Here is an 18,347-nt window from a genome sequence, read left to right as displayed (position 1 = left end):
AACACGGCGTTGACCGAGAGCACAGGCCATGGATGCTGAAACAAGTTCGGCATGACGAAGTCGGGGTATGATTCATCCCCTCGCTTGATAAAAGCGGCCGGGAGTTGAAGGGATCGGCGTGTTCGAATTTCTGGCGTTTCTGGCGCTTATCATCCTCTTCGTCCTGTTGATGGACGCGCGAAGCCGCCTGAAGCGCGCCGAGGCGACGTTGCAGGAAGCGGCGAAACGGATCGGGGCTCTGCAGCGCCACGCCGGCCTGCTGCCGCCGAAAGCCGGCGAGGCGCCGCTTCCTGAAGCACCCCGCGAACCGATCGCCGAGCCCGCGCCCGTGCGCAAGGCAGCTGCCGCCGCGAGCGTGCCGATGCCGTCGGTCGCGAAGGATATCCGCGAAGAGGCTCCCGGGGCTCCTCCACCGGACAGGATTGAGCCCGCCGCGCCGCGCCCGTCCAAAGTCGAAACCCAACCCAAACCCGCGCCATCGCGCAGCATGGCGTCGCGGTTCGAGGATCTGTTCGGCAAGACGCTGCCGATCTGGGCCGGCGGGATCACGCTCGCGATCGCCGGGGTGCTGATCGTCCGCTACGCGATCGACGCGGGCTTCTTCGCGCGCGTCTTCACCCCCGGGGTGCAGATCGTGACCGGGCTGCTCTTCGGCCTCGCGCTGATCGGCGGCGCCGAATATGCGTGGCGGAACGAGGCGCGGCTGCGCGACGTGCGCGTGCCGCAGGCGCTCGCGGGGGCGGGTATCGCGACGCTCTATGCGGCGATCATGGTCGCCGCCAACGTCTATCAGCTCATCGGGCCGCTGCTCGCCTTCGCGGCGCTCGCGCTCGTCACCGCCTCGGCGCTCGGACTGTCGCTCCGTTTCGGCCCGCCGAGCGCGCTGCTCGGCCTCGCGGGCGGCCTTGCCGCGCCGGCGCTGGTCGGGGCGGTCGCGCCCGACGTGCCGCTGATCGCCGTCTATCTGGCGCTGACCATCGCGGGGCTCGCCGGGGTCGCGCGGATGCGGCGCTGGCCGTGGCTCGCGCTCGCCGCGCTCGTCGGCGGCGCGGGCTGGGGGCTGTGGATGGTGCTGACCCACCGCGCGCTCGACGCGCTGGGGTCGCTGTCGATCGGCGGCTTCGTTCTGCTGCTCGCGATCGCGGTGCCGATGCTGTCGTTCGACGGGCCGCGCGCGGCGCTGCTGCGCACGGCGTCGGCGATCGTCGGCGCGCTGCAGCTCGCGCTGCTCGTCGGCTATGGCGGCTTCGCGCCGCTCCATTGGGGCCTGTTCGCGTTGATCGCCGCTGCGGGGCAGTGGCTCGCGTGGCGCGAGCGCGGCTTCGCGATCGTCCCGACGATCAGCGCCGCGCTGTCGGTGCTGCTGCTCGCGGCGTGGCCCGATGCGACGCCCTTCTGGTTCGGCCTGATCGCCTTGGCGCTCGCCGCGATCCACGCGCTGCCGCTTCTCGCGCGGCTGTGGGACGAGCCCAGGGCGCTGCGGCGCGTGCTCGAGCTGTGCGCGATCGCGATCGTGATGCCGCCGCTGACCAAATGGCAGGTCTGGGATATCGGTGACCCGGTGCTGGCGCTCGTCGCGCTCGGCGGTGCGGCGCTGGCGGGGGCGGGGATCGCGCGCGGCTGGCGGGTCGAGGCGCGCGCTGCCGACGGCCGCTTCGCGTGGCTGATCGCGACCGCCGGCGCGCTGCTCGCGCTCGCGATCCTCCTCATCCTGCCGCGCTGGATGGCGCCGCTCGCCGTCGGTCTCGTCGCGGCGGCGATGCTCTTCTTCGGCAAGGCGGCGGGTGACCGGCGGATCGAGCCCGTCGCGGCGGGCTTCGTCGGCGCCGCGATCCTCGCGCTCGTCGCGCCGCCGCTGGCGCTCGCCGAACTGCCGCGCCTTGTCGAAGGGGCTGGCGGAGTGACAGGGCAAGCTTTCTTGCGCTGGGCGGGCCTCGCGGCGATTGCCGCGCTGTTCGCGCTGCGCGCCGAAGGGCGGATCGTCCGGCGCCTCGGCCAGTTCGCCGCGGCGCTGCTCGTCTATGGCGCTTTCGCCCAGATCGTTCCTGCCGACGGGCTGATGCTGATCCCCGCGCTCGGCGGTGCGGCGGCGCTGCTCGCGGCGCGGCGCATCCCGCTGGCGCGCGTCGATGCCGCGGCCGCTGGCTTCGTCGCCCTCAGCCTGGGCTGGGCGGCATGGCCGATCGGCGCCTGGTCGTCGGCGGCGCTGCTCTCGCTCGCCGGGATGCCGATGCCGATCGAGGCCGCGATGCTCCCGGTCGACCGGCTGCTGCTGCGGCTGCTGCTCCCGGCTCTCCTGTTCGGCGCGCCGCTGTGGTTCATCCGCGGCGCGCTGCCCCGCTGGCTTCTCCTCGCCGGGCTCGGCGTCGCGGGGATCGTCGGCGGCATCGCGGTCCACGGCCTCTACCGCTTCGGCTTTGCGGCGCTTGCGGGCAGCGATTTCGTCGCGACCGGCATCGCGCAGCGGCTGGTGTGGGAGGCGCTGCTCATCGGCGCGGGCTGGCTCGCGATGCGGCGCGGCGGGCTCGCGCTCGCGCGGCCGCTCGTCGTCGCGGGCACGCTCCACGCGCTCGTCTACGGTATCCTCCTCCACAATCCGCTGTGGGCGCAGCAGGCGGTCGGCGGCTGGCCGATCGCCAATCTGCTCGCGCCGCTGTTCCTGCTCGCCGGGACCGGCGCGATCCTGGCGCGGCGGTTGTTCCCCGCGGCGCCCGCGCTGCTCGGGCGCGCGGTCCAGATCGTCCTGATGCTGCTCGTCGCGGGCTTCGCCTGGGCGACGCTGCGCCAGCTCTTCCACGGCAGCCTGCTCGTCGAGCCGGGGGTCGCGCCGGCCGAGAATATCCTGCGCTCGCTGCTGATCCTCGCGCTCGCGATCGGCTTCCTGCTCTGGGGCATCCGCACCGGGCGCCACGACTGGCGCATCGCCTCGTTGCTCTTGATGCTCGGCGCGGTGGGCAAGGTGTTCCTGTTCGACGCCTCGGGGCTCGAGGGTCTGCTCCGCATCGGATCGTTCGTCGCGCTCGGTTTCAGCCTGATCGGAATCGGCTGGCTCTACAGCCGCCAGCTGGCGGGTTCCGCGTCGCCGCAGAAGGAAAAGCCGTGATCCGTTCCTCCCTGTTCCCTGTGCTTGGTGCCGCGCTGCTGGCGACCGTTGCGGCGTGCAGCGACGGCGATGCGCCGGCGGAGCGGCAGGCCGCGGCCGCGCCGCGTTCTTGCCCGGCGATCGGCGACGCGCCGGTTCACCTCGCCGGCGGCAGTTTCGCGATGGGCGAGGACGACGTCTACGCCGAGGAGGGGCCGGTGCGGGAAACCACCGTCGGCGCATTCTGGATCGACCCGCACGAGGTCACCAACCGCCAGTTCGCCGCCTTCGTGAAGGCGACGGGCTATGTCACCGTCGCGGAAAAGCCGGTCGACCCCAAACAGTTCCAGGTCCCCGCCGACCAGATCCCGCCCGACATGCTGAAACCGGGATCGGCGGTCTTCACCCCGCCCGATTTCCCGTCGAACAATTACAACGACTGGTGGAAATATGTCCCCGGCGCGAACTGGAGGAAGCCCCACGGCCCGGCCGGCCCCGACGACGTCGCGAACGAGCCCGTCGTCCACCTCGCCTGGGACGATATGGTCGCTTATGCAAAATGGGCGGGCGGGCGCATCCCGACCGAGGCCGAGTGGGAATATGCCGCGAGCGCGGGCGAGCCCTCGCGCAACGTCCAGCCCGCCGAAGCGAACAGCTGGCAGGGCGCCTTCCCCAATTACAATGCCGAAACCGACGGCTTCAAGGGCGTCGCCCCGGTCGGCTGCTACCGGCCGAACGCCAACGGCCTCTACGACATGGTCGGCAATGTCTGGGAGGTGACGTCCGATTTCTTCCGCCCCGGCCACGATCCCGACGACAGGGACAATCCGAAGGGCCCCGACGAAAACCACGCCTATGATCCCTTCAATCCCGGCATGCCGTCGCGCACCGTGAAGGGCGGCAGCTATCTCTGCGCCCCCAATTATTGCCAGCGCTACCGCCCGGCCTCGCGCCAGGGCCGCGATCCCGGCCTCGGCACCAGCAACGTCGGCTTCCGCCTCGTCTACGACCGGCCGCCGGCCCGGAACCTCACCCCGTGATCGCGGGCAGGTCGAGCTCCTGTTCGCGCGCGCAGGCGATCGCCTCGTCATAACCGGCGTCGGCGTGGCGCATGACCCCGGTGGCGGGGTCGTTCCACAGCACGCGGCCGAGCCGCTCGGCCGCCTCGTCGCTGCCGTCGGCGACGATCACCATGCCGCTATGCTGCGAATAGCCCATGCCGACCCCGCCGCCGTGATGCAACGATACCCAGGTCGCGCCGCTCGCGGTGTTGAGCAGCGCGTTCAGGAGCGGCCAGTCGCTGACCGCGTCGCTACCGTCCTGCATCGCCTCGGTCTCGCGATTGGGACTCGCGACGGATCCTGAATCGAGATGGTCGCGCCCGATCACGACGGGCGCCTTGAGCTCGCCCGATGCCACCATCTCGTTGAACGCGAGGCCGAGCCGGTGACGGTCGCCGAGCCCGACCCAGCAGATGCGCGCGGGCAGTCCCTGAAAGTGGATGCGCTCGCGCGCCATGTCGAGCCAGCGGTGAAGGTGTGCATTGTCGGGGAGCAGTTCCTTCACCTTGGCGTCGGTTTTATAGATGTCCTCGGGGTCGCCCGACAGCGCCGCCCAGCGAAAGGGCCCGACGCCGCGGCAGAAGAGCGGACGGATATAGGCGGGGACGAAGCCGGGGAAGGCGAAGGCGTCGGCGACCCCCTCGTCGAAGGCGACCTGGCGGATGTTGTTGCCGTAATCGACCGTCGGCACCCCGGCCTTCCAAAAATCGAGCATCGCGCGGACGTGCACCGCCATCGACGCGCGCGCCGCGCGGTCGACCGCCTGCGGGTCGCTCTCGCGCTTGGCGAACCATTGGTCGAGGCTCCAGCCCTGCGGCAGATAGCCGTTGACCGGGTCGTGCGCGGAGGTCTGGTCGGTGACCAGAGCGGGGCGCACCCCGCGGCGGACGAGTTCGGGATAGACGTCGGCGGCGTTGGCGCAGAGTCCGACCGAGATCGGCTCCTTCGCTTGCCCCACCATCGCCAGCGCTTCGTCGAGGCTTTTCGCCTCGACGTCGAGATAGCCGGTGTCGAGCCGCATCGCGATCCGGCTCGGCTGGCATTCGATCGCGAGGCACGAGGCGCCCGCCATCGTCGCCGCGAGCGGCTGCGCGCCGCCCATGCCGCCGAGCCCGGCGGTCAGGATCCAGCGGCCCGAAAGGTCGCCGCCATAATGCTGGCGCCCCGCCTCGACGAAGGTTTCGTAGGTGCCCTGAACGATGCCCTGGCTGCCGATGTAGATCCAGCTGCCCGCGGTCATCTGGCCGTACATCATCAGGCCCTTCTTATCGAGCTCGTGGAAATGCTCCCACGTCGCCCATTTGGGGACGAGGTTGGAATTGGCGAGCAGCACGCGCGGAGCGTTGCGGTGCGTCCTGAACACCCCCACCGGCTTGCCCGACTGGACGAGCAACGTCTCGTCGTCCTCGAGGCGCTTCAGCACTTCGGCGATGCGGTCGAAACTCTCCCAGTCGCGCGCCGCGCGGCCGATGCCGCCATAGACGACCAGCTCGTGCGGCGCCTCGGCGACGCGCGGGTCGAGGTTGTTCATCAGCATGCGCAGCGGCGCCTCGGTGAGCCAGCTCTTCGCGTTGAGGTCGGGGCCGGTCGGCGCGGCGATGCGGCGCTGGTTGTCGAGGCGGGTCATGGGCGTCCTTTCGCAAAGTCGAGCGCGGCGGCGATCGCCTGGCGCAGCACGGGGCGGATCGGGGGATCGGGGTCGATCGGGGTCGGCCAATCGGCCTCGGAGAGTGTTTCCGGTTCGGCCATGTAGCCGCGCATCGCGAGCTCCATCTGGATCGCATGGACACCGGCTTCGGGACGGCCGTAATGGCGCGTCGTCCAGCCGCCCTTGAAGCGGCCGTTGACGACATGGCTCTCGCCGCTCGCCGCGCAGAGGTTGGTGATCGCCGCCTCGAGCTCGTCGGCGCAGGTCGCGCCGCCGTTGGTGCCGATGTTGAACTGCGGCAGTTCGCCGTCGAACAGGCGCGGCACGCGGCTGCGGATCGAATGCGCGTCATAGAGGACGACGCGGCCGTGCGCGTCCCGCAGGCGGGCGAGTTCGGCCGAGAGCGCCTCGTGATACGGGCGGTGATATTGGTGAAGCCGCCGGGTGATCTCGGCCTCGTCGGGCTCGCCGAAGCGATAGAGAGGCGCGCCGTCGAAGGTCGTCGTCGGGCATAGCTCGGTCGTCGCCTGCCCCGGATAGAGCGACGCGCCCGACGGGTCGCGGTTCATGTCGATGACGCTGCGCGAGATGTCGGTCGCGACCAGCGTCGCGCCCATGTCGGCGGCGAAGGCATAAAGGTCGGCGATCCACCAGTCGGTGTCGAGCCGCGCGCGCGCGGGCGAGACGAACTGGTCGCCCGTCCCGCCAAGGTCGGTGCCGCCGTGCGGAAAGGCGACGACCAGCGGCTCGGTGCCGCGCCGGACCGTCAGCCAGTTCATGGCGCGACGCCGGGAAGGTCGAGCGCGGCGATCAGCGCGCCCGAACGGACGAGCGCGATCGCGGCCTCCATGTCGGGCGCCATATGGCGGTCGCCCTGCAGCGTCGGTACCGCGGCGCGCAGGCGGCCGCGCGCCGCCTCGATCGGCGCGCTCGACGCGAGCCCGGCGTGGAAGTCGCAGCCCTGCGCGCCCGCGAGCAGCTCGATGCCGAGGATCGCGTCGACATTCGCCGCCATCGCCTCCAGGCGCCGCGCGCCGTGCGCCGCCATGCTGACATGATCCTCCTGATTGGCCGAGGTCGGGATCGAATCGACGCTCGCGGGCATCGCGCGCTGCTTGTTCTCGGACACCAGCGCGGCAGCGGTGACCTGCGGGATCATGAAGCCCGAGTTGAGCCCCGGCTCGGGGGTCAGGAAGGCGGGGAGGCCCGATAGCGCCGGGTCGACGAGCATCGCGATGCGCCGTTCGGCGAGGCTGCCGATCTCGCACAGCGTCAGCGCGATCATGTCGGCGGCGAAGGCGACGGGCTCGGCGTGGAAATTGCCGCCCGACAACGCCTCATCGGTTTCGGCGAAGATCAGCGGATTGTCCGACACGCCATTGGCCTCGATCGCGAGCGTGGTCGCCGCCTGCCGCAGCAGGTCGAGCACCGCGCCCATCACCTGCGGCTGGCAGCGCAGGCAATAGGGGTCCTGAACGCGAAGGTCGTCAACGCGGTGCGAGGCGCGGATCGCCGATCCCTCCATCAGCCCACGCAGCGCCGCCGCGGTCTCGATCTGGCCCTTGTGGCCGCGCAATTCGTGGATGCGCGCGTCGAAGGGCGCGTCGGACCCTTTGGCGGCCTCGGTCGAGAGGATGCCAGTGACGAGCGCGCTGCGGTAGAGCCGTTCGGCCTCGATCAGCGCGTGGAGAGCGTATGCGCAGGAGAATTGCGTGCCGTTGAGGAGCGCGAGCCCTTCCTTCGGGCCGAGTTCGATGGGCGCGAGCCCCACGGCGGCGAGCGCCGCTTCGGCGGGCCGGCGCTCGCCCTTCACGAAGATCTCGCCGACCCCGATCATCGCCGCGGTCATGTGCGCGAGCGGGGCGAGGTCGCCCGAGGCGCCGACCGAGCCCTGCGCCGGGACGACGGGAACGAGATCCCGGTGCAGCATCGCCTCGAGCAGCGCGACCGTCGCGGGCCGAACGCCCGAGGCGCCGCGCGCAAGGCTCGCGAGCTTCAGTCCCATCATCAGCCGCGCGATGGGAACCGGCATCGGTTCGCCGACGCCCGCGGCGTGGCTCAGCACGATATTGCGCTGGAGCGCGGTCAGGTCGGCATCGTCGATCCGCACGCTCGCCAGCTTCCCGAAGCCGGTGTTGATGCCATAGACGGGCGTGTGCTGCGCGAGGATGCGGGTCACCGCGGCGGCGCTTTCGGCGATCCGCGGCGCGGTCGCGGGGTCGAGCGTCGCGGGCGTCCCGTCGCGCAGGTCGCGCCAGCCGGCGATCGTCATATGCCCGGGCTCGATGATCATTGTCCGTCCTTGATGCGTTGATGAAGCGGGTTGAAGCCGATGCGGTAGACGAGCTCGGCGGGACCCTCGGCGTTCCAGATCGCGAGGTCGCACGCCTTGCCGGCTTCGAGCGTCCCGATCTCGGCCGAGAGGCCGAGCGCGGCGGCGGCGTGGACCGTGACCGCGCGCAGCGCCTCGGCCACCGTCAGCCCGAACAGGGTCGCGCTCATGTTGAGCATCAGGAGCAGCGAGGTCGTCGGCGAGGTGCCGGGGTTGCAGTCGGTCGCGATCGCGATCCGCGCGCCGTGGCGTCGCATCGCCTCGACCGGCGGCAGTTTCGTCTCGCGCATGAAATAATAGGCGCCGGGCAGCAGCACCGCGACCGTTCCCGCCGCCGCCATCGCGCGGACGTCGTCGTCGGTCGCATGTTCGAGATGGTCGGCCGACAGCGCGCCACGCCGCGCGGCGAGCGCGCTGCCGTGGAGCGCCGACAATTGCTCGGCGTGGAGCTTGACCGCGAGACCGTGCGCTTCGGCCGCCGCGAACACCCGTTCGCATTGCACGGGCGAGAAGCCGATGCCCTCGCAAAAAGCGTCGACCGCGCTCGCGAGCGGGGCGGCGGCGGGGATCATTTCGCGCACGACGAGGTCGATATAGGCGCCGCTGTCGCCTTGATATTCGGGGGGCAGCGCGTGGGCGCCGAGGAAGGTCGGTTCGACGCGAATGCGGCGCTCAGCGGCGAGCGCGCGCGCCGCGCGGAGCATCTTGAGCTCATTCGCGGTGTCGAGACCATAGCCCGATTTGATCTCGATCGTCGTCACCCCCTCGGCGATCAGCGCGTCGAGGCGGGAGAGGGCGGTCTCGACCAGCTCGGCCTCGCTCGCCGCGCGCGTCGCGCGCATCGTCGAGACGATGCCGCCGCCCGCGCGCGCGATCTCCTCATAGCTCGCGCCGTCGAGCCGCATCGCCCATTCGTTCGCGCGGCTGCCGGCGTGGACCAGATGGGTGTGGCAGTCGATCAGCCCGGGGGTGATCAGCCGTCCCTCGCAATCGGTGGTCCGCGAGGCCCCCGAAGGCGCGCCCGCGGCGGGCCCGGCATAGACGATGCGGCCGCCCTTCGCCGCGACGACGCCATCGTCGATCAGGCCGAGGCCATCGCCGGTCATGGTCGCGAGTCGGGCGTTCGTCCAGCACTGGTCCATCTGGACAGTCTCGTCCGAATGCGTCATTATGTCTAGACATAATATGAAGGCGTGGTGACGTGGTTCGGCTTTGGAAGGCTCGCTTACCCTCCTCGTCACCCCGGACTTGATCCGGGGTCCCGCTCGGCAACGCGCGAAAAGCGGGACCCCGGATCAAGTCCGGGGTGACGAAGCAGGTAAAATCACGCCTCGCGCTCCAAACTGCGCCACCGCATAGGAAGGACCCGAAATGGCGGCTTACTGGTTCGAACGCGCCTGGATCGACGATCGCTGGCAAGGCGATGTGCGGCTGACCGTCGCCGAAGGCCGTATCGCGTCGATCGAGACCGGCGTCGCGGCGTCGCGCGGCGACGAGCGCCACCGCGCGGTCCTGCCGGGGCTCTGCAACGTTCACAGCCACGGCTTCCAGCGCGGCATGGCGGGTCTGTCCGAACGGCGCAGCCGCCCGGACGACAATTTCTGGAGCTGGCGCGAGATCATGTACCGCTTCCTCGACCGGCTGACGCCCGAGGATGTCGCGGCGATCACCGCGCAGGCCTATGCCGAGATGCTCGAAACCGGCTTCACGCGTGTCGGCGAGTTCCATTATCTGCACCACGACCCCGCTGGCGCGCCCTATGCCGATCCCGCCGAGATGGCGGGCGCGATCGCCGCGGCGCGCGCGGCGAGCGGCATCGGGCTGACCCTGCTTCCGGTTTTCTACGCGCACGGCAATTTCGGCGGCGCCGCGCCGAGCCCGGGCCAAAGGCGCTTCCTCTGCGATGTCGACGGCTTCGCGGCGCTGTTCGATGCGGCGCGCGGCAAGCTGGCGGGCGACGATCTGATCGGCATCGCGCCGCATTCGCTGCGCGCGGTGACGCCCGATGAACTCGCGGCGCTGCTAACGCTGTCGCCGACGGGCCCCGTGCATATCCATGCCGCCGAGCAGGTGAAGGAGGTCGAGGATTGCCTCGCGTGGAGCGGCGCACGGCCGGTCGAATGGCTGCTCGCCAACGTCGGGATCGATGCGCGCTGGTGCCTCATTCATTCGACGCATCTGACCGGCGGCGAAACCAGCGCGCTCGCGGCGAGCGGCGCGGTCGCGGGGCTGTGCCCGGTGACCGAGGCGAACCTCGGCGACGGTATCTTTCCCGCCGTCGATTATCTCTCCGCGGGCGGGCGCTTCGGGGTCGGCACCGACAGCAATATCCTGATCGACGTGGCGCAGGAGTTGCGCGCGCTCGAATATTCGCAGCGCCTCGCCCACCGCGCGCGCGCCTTGCTTGCGGATGAGGATGCGCCCTTCGTCGGCGCGCATCTCTTCGCCCGGGCGCAGCGCGGCGGCGCGCAGGCGCTCGGCGTGCCCGCGGGGCTTGCGGTGGGGCAGGCGGCCGACATGGTGTCGCTCGACCTCGATCACCCCGCCTTCGCCGGCACCGACGACGCGACGCTGCTCGACCGCTGGATCTTCGCCGCGCGCGCCGGGTCGATCGACTGCGTCTGGCGCGCCGGCGTCAAGCGCGTCGAAGCGGGCCGCCACCTCGCCGCCGCCCCGATCGCCGCCGCCTACCGCGCCTGCCTGACACGGTTGCTCGCATGAACCCCGCCCGCCGCATCCGCGACGAAATTGCGGCGTCGATCCAGTCGGGTGCGTGGCGGCCCGGCCATCGCATCCCGACCGAACAGGAGCTCGCCGCGCGCTACGGCTGCGCGCGCGCGACGGTCAGCAAGGCGCTCGGCGAGCTGGCGGCGTTGGGGCTGATCGAACGCCGCCGCAAGGCGGGATCGTTCGTCGCGCATCCCCCGGTCCATTCGGCGGTGATGACCGTCCCCGATCTCTCTGAACTGATCGCCACGCGCGGTGAGGTCTATCGTTGGCAGGCGTCGGCGGTTGCGCGGAGGGCCGGGGGCGACGATGCCTTTGCAGGACCGGCGCTGGCGATCGAGGGGGTGCATTTCGCCGCCGGCGAACCTTTCGCCCTCGAGCAAAGGCGGATCGCACTCGACGAAGTTCCCGACGCCGCCGCGGCCGATTTCCAGGAACAGGCCCCGGGAACCTGGCTTCTCGCGCATATTCCATGGACCGAGGGACGCCATGTCATCCGAGCGGTGACCCCGACGCGCAAGGAGGCGGGGCTGCTCGGCATCAGCCCTTCCGCCGCCTGCCTCGAACTCGATCGCACGACCTGGCGGGCGGGGCGTGTCGTGACGCATGTCCGGCAGCTCTTCCGCGGCGATCGCTTCGATCTGGTCGCCGAATTCCGCTCGGGCCTCGAAAGCGCACGGTCCGGCTGATTGCTTTTTGCATTCTCAAGTAATTTGCTTATCTTAAACTGCGCCCGTCGGGACGCCACGAGTCGACCGGTGATGGTTCGGACGGTCGCGGGCTGCGACTGGAGAATGGTAAGCCGCCGATGATAATCGACTCGCAGCTTCATGCGCCCCGCCCGCGCTTCCGCACCGCGACGCGCGTCGCGATCGTCGGCGCGGGCTTTTCGGGCACCATGCTCGCGCTCAACCTGCTCGAACAGCCGCATGTTGAAGTGCTGCTGATCGAGCGCGACCGGCACCGCATGGGCGCGGGGGTCGCCTACAGCAGCTCTGAAAGCTCGCACCTGCTGAACGTCCGCGCCGGCAATATGAGCGCTTTCGCCGATCGTCCCGACCATTTCTGCGACTGGCTCGCCGCGCATGGGCTTGGTTGCGACAGCGCCTTCGTCACCCGCGCGACCTATGGCCGCTATCTGCGCGAGGCGCTGGCGGCGGCGATGGAGCGCTATGGCCGGCGGCTGAAGCTGGTCGACGATGAAGTGCTCGATATCGAGGAGCGCGGCGGACGGGTGACGCTCGGCCTCGTCAACGGCGGGCTGATCGAGGCCGACCGCGCGGTGCTCGCGATCGGGAACCTGCCGCCGCATGACCCGCCATCGGTCGCGGGCGCCCACCTTCCCGCGCGCCTCTATATCGGCGACCCCTGGGCGACGCCCTTCGAGGAGGGACTGGCGCGCGATGCCGCGGTGCTGGTGATCGGTACCGGCCTGACCGCGGTTGACGTGATCCTGCGTCTCGTCGCGCACGGCTTTGCGGGGCCGATCGTCGCGCTGTCGCGCCGAGGCCTGCGGCCGCATCGGCATGTCGACGGTCTGCCGCGCCCCAGGCCGATCCTTGCCAGGCCCGCGCCCGAACTGTCCGAACTCGTCCGCTGGGCACGGCGCGCGGCGCGCGACGCCGACTGGCGGCAGGTCGTCGATTCGCTGCGCCCGATCACCCAGATGATGTGGGCTTCGGCCGACGCCGGAAAGCGCGCGCGCTTCCTGCGGCACTTGCGTCCCTTCTGGGACGTCCATCGCCACCGCCTCGCGCCACCGGTCGCCGATCGTATCGACGCGCTCGTCGCCTCGGGCCAGCTATGCTTCCGCGCCGGGAAGATCGCGAAGGTGTCGGCGGGGCGGGAAGGGCTCGCCGTCGACTGGCGCCCGCGCGGCGCCGACCATCTCGAGACGCTGCATGCGGCGCGCATGATCAATTGCACCGGCCCGCAGGGCGATCTGCTGCGGTCGTCCGATCCGCTCGTCCGGCGGATGCTCGCGGCGCGGCGGATCCGTCCTGACGCGCTGCGGCTCGGGCTCGACATCGATCGTGACAGCCATGTCATCGACGGGCACGGCCGCGCGTCAGACCATATCCTTGCCATTGGTCCGATGACGCGCGGCGATTTGTGGGAAGTGGTCGCGGTCCCCGACATCCGTGTTCAGGTGAGCGCGCTCGCGCGGCGGCTGGTCAACGCGCACTGGGTGGCGGGCGAGGGGTTGTAGGTCCGAATTCCTGTTCGGAAAACAGCGCACTGCGCTGAAACCCTTTGTCCCCCGTCCGCCGCACTCGGCAGCCGCGACGGGGGACGAGGTTGTGTGTGCACAAGAAGAACATTAGGGGAACAAAATGCTCTTGTCAACTCATTGCGGCCAATTTGCGCAAAACCCTTAGATAGAAAAGTTTTGCCCGCCGCTCGATTGACCTAAGGGTAAACTCGTCTATCCGATTTCGACGAGGATCGGGGTGCCCTATCCTGCCGAATGTGCGCGCAGCGCGTTCCAACCGAACGGAGCCAGGGATATGAGCAACGCCCCCCAATTCGACCTCACCGGCCGCGTCGCGCTGGTTACCGGCGCCTCTTCGGGGCTCGGCGCGGGGTTCGCGAAGGCGCTCGCCGCGGCGGGCGCGAAGGTCGTCCTCGCCGCGCGCCGCGCCGACAAGCTCGCCGAACAGGTGGCGGCGATCGAGGCCGCGGGCGGTCAGGCGATCGCGGTGTCGCTCGACGTCACCGACGAAGCCTCGGCCAAGGCTGCCTATGACGCCGCCGAAGCCGCTTTCGGAACCGTCGATACGATCGTCGCCAACGCCGGCGTCGCGACCGAGAAAGTGGCGCTGGGGCTGTCGGTGGACGAGGTCGACGGCCTGTTCGCCGCCAACGTCCGCGGCGTTTTCCTGACCGTGACCGAGGGCGCGCGGCGGCTCGAAGCTGCGGGCAGCCGCGAAAAGCAGCACGGCCGCGTCGTCATCATCGGCTCGATCACCGCCGAGAAGGTCTTTCCCGCGACCTCGGTCTATGGCGCGACCAAGGCGGCGGTGCGCCATATGGGCAAGGCGTTTGCGCGCGAATGGGCGCGGCGCGGGATCAATGTGAACATCATCCAGCCGGGCTATTTCGAGTCCGAGATGACCGCCGAGCTGTTCAACAGCGAGGCGGGAAACAAGTTCGTCGCCAGCTTCCCGCGCCAGCGTCTGCGCCCGCCGAGCGACCTTCACGCGCCGCTGCTCATGCTCTGCTCGGATGCGGCGCAGGGCATCACGGGGGCGGTGATTACCGTCGACGACGGGCAGACGCTGTGAGCGGCGAACTGCTCGTCGAGACGCGCGGGCAGGTCGAGATCGCGACGCTCAACCGTCCCGAGCGGCTGAACGCGCTCAGTGAGGGGCTGGTCGACGAGCTCAATGCCTATTTCGGCGGGCTCGTCGAGCGCAAGGAGGTGCGCGTCGCGATCCTGCGCGGCGCGGGACGCGGCTTCTGTGCCGGGCTCGACATTCAGGAGGACCGCGCGTCGGACGAGACGCCGGTGCTGCGCACGCTCCGCACCCAGACGAGCATCGGCAACATTTATCGCAAGATGCGCGCCTGCCCCCAGCCGATCATCGCGCTCGGCCATGGCGCGGCGGCGGGCGGCGGGCTGTCGCTGCTGCTCGCCTCCGACGTGCGCTACGGAACCCCGTCGTTCCGCTGCAACGCTGCCTATATCCGCATCGGTCTCGGCGGCTGCGACATGGCGTCGAGCTATTTCCTGCCGCGCCTCGTCGGGGCGAGCCTCGCGTCGGAAATGATCCTGACAGGCCGCTTCATCGACGCGCAGCGCGCGCTGAGCGCGGGGCTGATCAGCGAGATCGTCGAGGAGGACAGTCTGCTCGACCGCGGCCTTGCGCTCGCCGACGAAATGCTCGCGACCAGCCCCTGGGGGCTTCGCCTGTCGAAGCAGGCGCTCAATCTCAACATCGATGCGCAGAGCCTCGACGCCGCGATGGCGATCGAGGACCGGCAGCAGGTGATCCTGTCGGCGACCGAGGATCACAAGGAGGCGCTCGCCGCTTTCCTCGGCAAACGCGCACCCGATTACCGCGAGCGTTAGGTCCGCGCGTCAGCCGGCGCTCGCCGCCATGATCGTCCGACCATCAGGGCCGATCGCCGCCATCTCCCACCCGCTTTCGGCCACCCGGCCGACGAGGTGGAGCGGTTCGCCGGCAAAAGCGGGCGCCTGCGCGCGCATGGTGAAGGAGGCGAGCGCGTTGGCGCCGAGCTCGCGCTGCGCGAGGTCGAGGAGCAGGGTCGCGGTCAGCGGGCCATGGACGACGAGGCCGCGATAGGCTTCGGCCTCGGTCGCATAGGGCCGGTCGTAATGGATGCGGTGGCTGTTGAAGGTCAGCGCCGAGTAGCGGAACAGCATCGCCTCCGACGGGACGAGCGTCCGCCGCCAACTCCAGTCCGACAGGTCGGGTGCGCCGGTGGCCGGTGCGGGCGGGGAAGGCGGAGCGGCAGCGGTGGCGGCCTCGCGAAACACGATGGTCTGCCTTTCGTGCACCGCGAGCACGTCATCGGCATGCGTGTCATGGTCGACTTCGACGAAGACGAGCTGACCGGAGCTCCCCGTCTTTTCCCGGATCGCGGCGATCGTCGAGCGCCGGGTGACCAACGCCCCCGCGCGGATCGGGGCGAGGAAGCGCACGTCGCTCGCCGCCCACATCCGGCGCGGCAGCGGGATCGGCGGCATGAAGCTGTCCTCGGCATCGGCGCGCAGCGGATGGCCATCGGCGCCGAGCGTCGCGGTCGGCGCGTCGGGCAGGCACAGGCACCAGTGGATCGCTTGCGCGGCAACCGCGCCGGTCTCCGCGCTGTCGATCGTCGCGCGGAATCGCGCCAGCGCCCCCGGCGTCAGCAGGTCCTGCTGCTCGGCTGTCCGCCCGATCCATGTGTCCCAGCCGCTCATCCTGCCCTCATCGCCGTCATTCCGTCGTGGCAAAGCATGACGCGGCGCCGCTGCCAAGGCGTGATTGACTTAGGATTATATTGACATATCCTGTGCCAATATATCTAGAGGGGATGCAGACTATGCCGTCGACGTTCGCATGGGGGGTGAACCGGCGGCGGGGCGCGCGGCGGGCGGCAGCATTGGCATTGGGCACTTCGCTTCTTGTCTCGCCGCTTGCCGCCGCCCCCTCTCCGGCGCCCGCGCGCCATCCCAACATCGTGCTGCTCGTCGCCGACGACTGGGGCTTTTCCGACGTCGGCGCGTTCGGCGCCGGCTATGCGACGCCGAATATCGATGCGCTCGCCCGCGCGGGGGTGCGCTTTTCGAATTTCCATGTCTCGGGATCCTGCTCGCCGACGCGCGCGATGCTGCAGACGGGGGTGATGAACCACCGCAACGGGCTCGGCAACATGCCCGAGACGATTCCGCCCGAGCATGTCGGCAAGCCCGGTTACGACACGGTGATGAACCACCGCGTGGTGACGATCGCGGAGATGCTGCGCGCCGCGGGCTATCGCACCTATCTGACCGGAAAATGGCATCTGGGCAGCGATCCGACCCGCCTGCCTGGCGCGCGCGGCTATGATCGCGCCTTCAGCCTCGCCGATGCGGGCGCCGACAATTTCGACCAGCGGCCGATCGAGGGCATGTACGACACCGCGCGCTGGACCGAGGACGGCAAGCCCGCGACGCTGCCCCGCGATTATTATTCGTCGCGCTTCGTCGTCGACAAGATGATCGATTATGTCGACAGCGGCGCGGCGAGCGGCAAGCCCTTCCTCGCCTCGGTCAATTTCCTCGCCAACCATATTCCGGTGCAGGCGCCCGATAGCGACATCGCGCGTTATGCGGCGATGTATCGCGACGGCTGGACCGCGCTCAGGGAAGCGCGGGCGAAGCGCGCGGCGGCGCTCGGCATCATGCCCGAAAACGCCCCGATGGTGAAAATGGCGACCACCCCCGACTGGTCGAAGCTGAGCGCCGACGAACGCAAGGCGGCGGCGCGGGTGATGCAGGCCTATGCCGGCATGGCGACCGCGATGGACCGCGAGATCGGGCGGCTGGTCGCGCATCTGAAGGCGACGGGGCAATATGAGAATACGGTCTTCGTCTTCCTCTCCGACAACGGGCCCGAGCCGACAGATCCTTACAACCGGCTGCGCAACCGCATCTTCCTGAACATGGAATATGACACCTCGTTCGCGAACATCGGCCGCCGCAACAGCCTGAGCGCGATCGGGCCCGGCTGGGCGAGCGCCGCGGCGTCGCCGTTGTCGGGCTACAAGTTCAGCGCCGCCGAGGGCGGGCTGCGCGTGCCGCTGATCATCGCCTGGCCGGGCAATGCGAAGGTCCGCGCCAGCGTGATCAGCAACGGCTTCGCGCATGTCACCGACATCGTGCCGACGCTCGCCGACCTTGCCGGCGTGCCCCTCCACGGCGGGACGTGGCAGGGGCGGGCGGTCGAGCCGGTCGCGGGGCGCAGCCTCGTCCCGATGCTCGAGGGGATGGAAGGCAGCGTCCACGGCGACGCCCCGCTCGGCTATGAACTGTCGGGCAATGCAGCGCTGTTCCGGGGCGACTATAAGCTGGTGCGCAACCTGCCGCCGACCGGCGACGGCGAATGGCGGCTCTACGACATTCGCACCGACCCCGGCGAGACGCGCGACCTCGCGGCCGCCATGCCCGACCGCTTCGCCGCGATGCAGGCCGATTACCGCAGCTTCGCGCAGAAGAATGGCGTGCTCGACATGCCGCCGGGCTATACCGCCGACGAGCAGATCAACGCCTATGCGTGGGAACATCAGGGCCGAAAGCGCGCGATCAAGGCCGGCGCGGTCCTGGGCGGCATATTGGTAGCGCTGATCGCGCTGGTCTGGGCGTGGCGCCGGCGGCGGAAGGGCCTGGCTGGGCGCTAACGCCCCGGCATCGTCGCGACGAGCGCCGCGACCATGTGGGCCAGGACCGATCCCGCATCCTCAACCGTCAACGCCTGATCACGGCGCAGCGCGCGCCAGGTCTGGAAGGACAGCATCGCGATCAGCGCTTCGACGCGTGTCCGGTCGGCGCGCACCCCGTCGGGCAGGAGCCGCAGCACCAGTTCGCGCTCGAGCCGAACCACGCGCGTATATTCGGCCATCAGGAAGGGCGATTGATAGCGCTTGATGTTCGCGGCGAGGCGAAAGGGCAGCATCGTTTCGAACACGCGGGCGCGCCGCTGGGTCAGATCGCGCAGGTTCGCGCGCCAGTCCTCGCCGGTATAGGGCGCGATCACGATCGGCATCACGCGCTCGGCGATCGTCGCCGAAATCTCGCTGTAGAGTGTGTCCATATCGTCGAAGTGGCGGAACACGGTGCGCAGCCCGACGCCCGCTTCCTCGGCGACGCGTGCCGCGCTCGGCATCGGGTCGCCGCCTTCGATCAGCGTCGCCATTGCGGCAACGATGCGGCGGCGACTCGTCACGCTGCGCGCGCGGCGGCCGTCGACGGGCTTCGGCGTCTTCGTCACGGATTTCGCGCTGATCGTCATC

14 protein-coding genes are annotated in these 18,347 nt (G+C 69.9%); 8 read left to right on the top strand and 6 right to left on the bottom strand.

All coding sequences use genetic code 11. The features are described 5' to 3' along the window. The first annotated feature begins 118 nt into the window (after positions 1-118). On the top strand, positions 119-3,103 hold the full coding sequence (locus tag ACOTSS_RS12675) for a DUF2339 domain-containing protein (RefSeq protein ID WP_448688497.1): 2,985 nt from the start codon (positions 119-121) through the stop codon (positions 3,101-3,103). Then, positions 3,100-4,122, top strand: a complete 1,023-nt coding sequence (locus ACOTSS_RS12670; RefSeq protein ID WP_448688496.1) for a formylglycine-generating enzyme family protein — start codon at positions 3,100-3,102, stop codon at positions 4,120-4,122. Before ACOTSS_RS12675 ends, ACOTSS_RS12670 begins: the two co-directional genes overlap by 4 nt. On the opposite strand, the gene hutU is transcribed toward ACOTSS_RS12670, so the two are convergent. From hutU to hutI, 4 genes are read right to left on the bottom strand one after another with little or no spacing between them, the layout of a single operon-like run. Next, entirely contained in the window at positions 4,112-5,770 is a 1,659-nt protein-coding gene (gene hutU, locus ACOTSS_RS12665; protein WP_448688495.1) for a urocanate hydratase, read from the bottom strand. The genes ACOTSS_RS12670 and hutU overlap by 11 nt on opposite strands. Beyond that, positions 5,767-6,570 (bottom strand): N-formylglutamate deformylase, encoded by an 804-nt coding sequence (hutG, locus tag ACOTSS_RS12660; RefSeq protein ID WP_448688494.1) that lies wholly within the window; start codon positions 6,568-6,570, stop codon positions 5,767-5,769. Before hutG ends, hutU begins: the two co-directional genes overlap by 4 nt. Beyond that, entirely contained in the window at positions 6,567-8,084 is a 1,518-nt protein-coding gene (gene hutH, locus ACOTSS_RS12655; RefSeq protein ID WP_448688493.1) for a histidine ammonia-lyase, read from the bottom strand. The genes hutG and hutH overlap by 4 nt, the downstream gene beginning before the upstream one ends. Continuing rightward, positions 8,081-9,292 (bottom strand): imidazolonepropionase, encoded by a 1,212-nt coding sequence (gene hutI / locus ACOTSS_RS12650; RefSeq protein ID WP_448688492.1) that lies wholly within the window; start codon positions 9,290-9,292, stop codon positions 8,081-8,083. The genes hutH and hutI overlap by 4 nt, the downstream gene beginning before the upstream one ends. A 202-nt stretch (positions 9,293-9,494) precedes the next feature. Between hutI and ACOTSS_RS12645 the strand changes: the two genes are divergently transcribed. The 5 genes from ACOTSS_RS12645 to ACOTSS_RS12625 all read left to right on the top strand — a co-directional run bounded on the left by ACOTSS_RS12645 (position 9,495) and on the right by ACOTSS_RS12625 (position 14,922). Next, positions 9,495-10,844, top strand: a complete 1,350-nt coding sequence (locus tag ACOTSS_RS12645) for a formimidoylglutamate deiminase (protein WP_448688491.1) — start codon at positions 9,495-9,497, stop codon at positions 10,842-10,844. Continuing rightward, complete coding sequence (locus ACOTSS_RS12640) at positions 10,841-11,539, top strand: UTRA domain-containing protein (protein WP_448688490.1); 699 nt, start codon at positions 10,841-10,843, stop codon at positions 11,537-11,539. The genes ACOTSS_RS12645 and ACOTSS_RS12640 overlap by 4 nt, the downstream gene beginning before the upstream one ends. A gap of 119 nt (positions 11,540-11,658) precedes the next feature. Beyond that, entirely contained in the window at positions 11,659-13,059 is a 1,401-nt protein-coding gene (locus ACOTSS_RS12635; RefSeq protein WP_448688489.1) for an FAD/NAD(P)-binding protein, read from the top strand. A gap of 298 nt (positions 13,060-13,357) precedes the next feature. Then, positions 13,358-14,134, top strand: coding sequence for an SDR family oxidoreductase (locus ACOTSS_RS12630; RefSeq protein ID WP_448688488.1), 777 nt, complete (start codon positions 13,358-13,360; stop codon positions 14,132-14,134). Beyond that, positions 14,131-14,922 carry an enoyl-CoA hydratase/isomerase family protein gene (locus ACOTSS_RS12625; protein WP_448688487.1) on the top strand — a complete coding sequence of 264 codons (792 nt, stop codon included), beginning with the start codon at positions 14,131-14,133 and terminating at the stop codon, positions 14,920-14,922. Before ACOTSS_RS12630 ends, ACOTSS_RS12625 begins: the two co-directional genes overlap by 4 nt. A gap of 9 nt (positions 14,923-14,931) precedes the next feature. Here ACOTSS_RS12625 and ACOTSS_RS12620 read toward each other — a convergent pair whose 3' ends face one another. Continuing rightward, positions 14,932-15,777 (bottom strand): FAS1-like dehydratase domain-containing protein, encoded by an 846-nt coding sequence (locus tag ACOTSS_RS12620; protein WP_448688486.1) that lies wholly within the window; start codon positions 15,775-15,777, stop codon positions 14,932-14,934. Positions 15,778-15,899: 122 nt separating this feature from the next. Here ACOTSS_RS12620 and ACOTSS_RS12615 point away from each other — a divergent pair, with 122 nt between their 5' ends. Beyond that, positions 15,900-17,735, top strand: a complete 1,836-nt coding sequence (locus ACOTSS_RS12615) for an arylsulfatase (protein WP_448688485.1) — start codon at positions 15,900-15,902, stop codon at positions 17,733-17,735. Here the strand turns inward: ACOTSS_RS12615 and ACOTSS_RS12610 are convergent. After that, positions 17,732-18,346 (bottom strand): TetR/AcrR family transcriptional regulator, encoded by a 615-nt coding sequence (locus ACOTSS_RS12610; RefSeq protein ID WP_448688484.1) that lies wholly within the window; start codon positions 18,344-18,346, stop codon positions 17,732-17,734. The genes ACOTSS_RS12615 and ACOTSS_RS12610 overlap by 4 nt on opposite strands. Between the last annotated feature and the right edge of the window lies 1 nt (position 18,347).

It is taken from the genome of Sphingopyxis sp. NJF-3, from assembly GCF_053514865.1.
This window is presented reverse-complemented; position numbering and strand designations above follow the sequence as displayed.